This is a genomic window from Mesorhizobium sp. M2A.F.Ca.ET.039.01.1.1, from assembly GCF_003998035.1.
In the GTDB taxonomy this organism is placed as follows: domain Bacteria; phylum Pseudomonadota; class Alphaproteobacteria; order Rhizobiales; family Rhizobiaceae; genus Mesorhizobium.
This window is the reverse complement of sequence record NZ_RZRY01000693.1, coordinates 1-3,216: the sequence shown is the minus strand read 5'-3', so window position 1 is coordinate 3,216 and position 3,216 is coordinate 1. Positions and strand designations below refer to the sequence as shown.

4 protein-coding genes are annotated in these 3,216 nt (G+C 67.3%); 2 read left to right on the top strand and 2 right to left on the bottom strand.

Annotation, left to right across the window (positions count from 1 at the left end):
* On the top strand, positions 1 to 364 hold a 364-nt coding region (locus tag EOA24_RS31975), incomplete at its 5' end, for a LysE family transporter (RefSeq protein ID WP_189354400.1).
* Positions 365 to 553: 189 nt separating this feature from the next.
* On the opposite strand, the gene EOA24_RS31970 is transcribed toward EOA24_RS31975, so the two are convergent.
* Positions 554 to 1,348 (bottom strand): SDR family oxidoreductase, encoded by a 795-nt coding sequence (locus tag EOA24_RS31970; protein WP_126081738.1) that lies wholly within the window; start codon positions 1,346 to 1,348, stop codon positions 554 to 556.
* A gap of 189 nt (positions 1,349 to 1,537) precedes the next feature.
* Between EOA24_RS31970 and EOA24_RS31965 the strand changes: the two genes are divergently transcribed.
* Positions 1,538 to 2,002: a MarR family winged helix-turn-helix transcriptional regulator gene (locus EOA24_RS31965; protein WP_126081737.1), complete on the top strand. Its 465-nt coding sequence runs from the start codon at positions 1,538 to 1,540 to the stop codon at positions 2,000 to 2,002.
* Positions 2,003 to 2,034: 32 nt separating this feature from the next.
* On the opposite strand, the gene EOA24_RS31960 is transcribed toward EOA24_RS31965, so the two are convergent.
* Positions 2,035 to 3,213 (bottom strand): MFS transporter, encoded by a 1,179-nt coding sequence (locus EOA24_RS31960; RefSeq protein ID WP_126081736.1) that lies wholly within the window; start codon positions 3,211 to 3,213, stop codon positions 2,035 to 2,037.
* Positions 3,214 to 3,216: the final 3 nt, after the last annotated feature.

Genomic DNA, 3,216 nt, shown 5'->3' with positions numbered 1-3,216 from the left:
GCTCTATCTGATATGGCTGGCGATCAAGATCGGCCGCAGCGGTCCGCCCAACCTCGACATCAGCATGGCCAGGCCGAACAGCTTTTTCGGCGGCGCCGGCATCCAATGGATAAACCCGAAGGGCTGGGCGATGGGGCTGGGCGCCGCCGCGTCCTTCGCGGCCCTGGCGGATGGTCCGTTGCAACTCGCGCTGCTGCTCGGCGCCGTGTTCGGCCTGGCCGCGGCTTTGTCGCTGTCGTTGTGGTGCGTGGCAGGAACCCTGCTTGCCCGCCTGCTCAAGACGGAGCGCCAATGGCGCGCGCTGAACATCGTGCTCGGCCTGCTGCTGGCCGCCTCGATCCTGCAGATTTGGCGGCCGGTGTAGCGCCGTTCCTCGCCCCCACCAAGGTGGGGGAGAGGTGGCTCGGCGAAGCCGAGACGGAGAGGGGGACTGGCGCCGCCCTAACCAAGTATCTTGCGACAAACTCGCCCTACGAAAGCCCCCCTCCAGCCGCCTCGCGGCCACCTCTCCCCCGCTTTGCGGGGGCGACGAAAACCAGCGCTGCCGCAATCTTCAGACGGCGTAGCGCGCCGCCGGCTTGCCGGAGAACAGGCTGCCGAAGAACTGGTCCCTGGCGCCGAGATAGGTCGTCAGCCCGGCCGCGTCGGCAAGGCCGGGCGCGGTGACGGTCTCGCCCTGGGCGAAGCCGGCAAGCGCCGCGTCGACCAGATCCTCGGCGCTCATGATCCAGTCCGGATTGATCCTGTCGAGGCTGATTCCGGAGACGTCCCACAACTCGGTGCGGATCGGCCCGGGCACCACCGACTGGACCTTCACATTGGTGCCGGCGACTTCCTTCTGCAGCGCTTCCGTGAAGTTGGCGACATAGGCCTTGGTGCCGCTGTAGATGCCGCCGACGGCGATGCCATAGGCGACGACCGACGCGATGTTGATGATCCCGCCGCGATTGCGCGCAAGCAAGCCCGGCAACACCGCGTGGGTCAGCCTGGTCAGCGCAATGACATTGACCTTGATCATGCGCTCCGCCGTGTCTGCGTCGGCGTCTGCGACCGTCTCCAGGCCGGCCACGCCGGCATTGTTGATCAACAGCGTCACGCTGTCATCCGTCGCGACCGCCTGCTCGACGCGGCGCAGATCGGCATCGACGGAGAGGTCGGCGACGATCGTATCGACCTTGCGGCCATAGGCATAGGAGAGCCTGTCCGCCACCTCCTGCAGCCGGTCGGCGCGGCGCGCCACCAGCACCAGATCGTAGCCCTGCCCTGCCAGCCGGTCCGCATAGACCGCGCCGATGCCTGAGGATGCGCCGGTGATGACCGCCGTGCCCTTGTTGTCCTTCGTGCTCATTGTCCTGTTCCTTTTGTCCGCTTCGCTGGTTCGGCGCCGATGGTCAGTTCATCCGCCGAGCCTCTGATTTCGATTAGTGGCATATGCCACTTTTGCCGAAGTAGGTATATGCCACTATCTTGTCAACGGCAGCGGCAAAAACTATTTCTGCGGCAGGCTGGCGCGTCTTTGCGCCGGCAAGGAGTGATCATGACCGAAGCTCGCAAGCCTGGATTCAGCGACTGCAACAACGCCACGCTGCGCCGCGCCGCGCGTAGCCTAGGCCGCTTCTATGATGACGCGCTGGCGCCGTCAGGCCTGAAGGGCACGCAGTTCGGCCTGCTCTTTCAGATCCACATCAGCGACGAGCCGGCGATGGGCGCCATCGCCGAGGCGCTGATCATGGACCTGTCGGCGCTCGGCCACACGCTGAAACCGCTGATCCGCGACGGTTATGTCGAGACCTTTCCCGACAAGGACGACCGCCGCGTCAAGCGCGTGCGGCTGACGCCACGGGGCCAAGCCAAGCTCGACGAGGCGCTCAAGCTCTGGTGCATCGCCCAGCGGCAATTCGAGGACAAGGTCGGCACGGAGCAGGCGGCGAAGCTGCGTGCGGCGCTGGATGCTGTGGCCGATCTCGATCTGGAAATGCCGGCGGCCGCTCCTTCGAATTGAAGAAGCGGCCGTCCGTCACGCTTTCAAGCAGCTTATTCCGCCGGCATCGCGACCGGGCGCGCAAAAACACGGCCCGCCAGCACGATACCCAGGCCCACGATCGGAAACACCGCGGCGATCAGGCCGAGATCGGCCGGCGCGCCGAAGCGCAGCACGGCGGCGCCGACCACAGCGCCCAAAGCGACGCCGAAATAGAGCGCCGAGGCATTGAGCGACAAGACAATGGGCGCGGCGTCGGGCGCGATCTTGAGGATGCGGCTCGCCTGCGCCGGCGGGAAGGCCCAGCCGACAATGCCCCAAGGCACCATCATACCCATCAGCGCCGGTCCGGCGATCGAATGCGGCAGGAAGGCCGGGATCAGCGAGAAGGTGGCGAGCGTCGCGGCCGACAGCGTCAGCGACCAGGCGACGGTGCGGGTCGCGCCGAAGCGGTCGGCGGCCTGGCCGCCGGCGATATTGCCGATGACGGCGCCGACGCCGAAGGCGAGCAGCATGCCGGGCAGCGCGATCGGCGAGAGCCCGCCACCCTGAAGGGCCAAGGGCGCGATGAAGGCGAAGACGGTGAAGGCGCCGACCAGCGCAAGCGTCGTCGTCAGCAGGATCGGCATTACGCCGGGGCGAACAGCCGCCGCCAGCCTGCGCTTCAGTGGCAGCCTGGTGCCGATGATGCCGCGCGGCAGCCGCCACCACAGGATCGCGCCGGACAGCGCGCCGAGCGCGGCGATGGCGAAGAACGTGCCGCGCCAGCCGGCGACAGCTGCGACCAGGGCGCCGAGCGGCGCGCCGACGGCGACGGCCACCGTGGTGCCACCGACGACAACGGCAATGGCGCGGGCCCGGTGATGGTCATCGACCAGCGCCACGGCCGTCCCCTGCGCTGTCGCGGCGAACAGGCCGGACGAAAGCGCCATGACGATGCGGGCGATCAAAAGCAGTTCGAAGGACGAGCTCAGCGCGGCGACGATGTTGCCGATGACGAAGAATACCAGCGTCCACAGGATGACGCGCCGCCGGTCCCATTCGCCGGTCAGCGTCGCCAGCACGGGTGCGCCGATGGCGTAGGCGAGCGCGAAGGCGGTGATCAGCGAGCCGGCGAGCGGCACGGATATGCCGGCATCGGATGCAATGTCGGGAAGAAGGCTTGAGATGACGAAGCCTTCGGTCGAGATCGCAAACGATCCGAGCGCCAGCCAGAAGATCCGCTTGTCCATGGG

Excerpts from the sequence above, each read along its gene's own strand:
- EOA24_RS31960 (WP_126081736.1), bottom strand. The coding sequence starts at position 3,213 with ATGGACAAGCGGATCTTCTGGCTGGCGCTCGGATCGTTTGCGATCTCG.
- EOA24_RS31970 (WP_126081738.1), bottom strand. The coding sequence starts at position 1,348 with ATGAGCACGAAGGACAACAAGGGCACGGCGGTCATCACCGGCGCATCC.
- EOA24_RS31965 (WP_126081737.1), top strand. The coding sequence starts at position 1,538 with ATGACCGAAGCTCGCAAGCCTGGATTCAGCGACTGCAACAACGCCACG.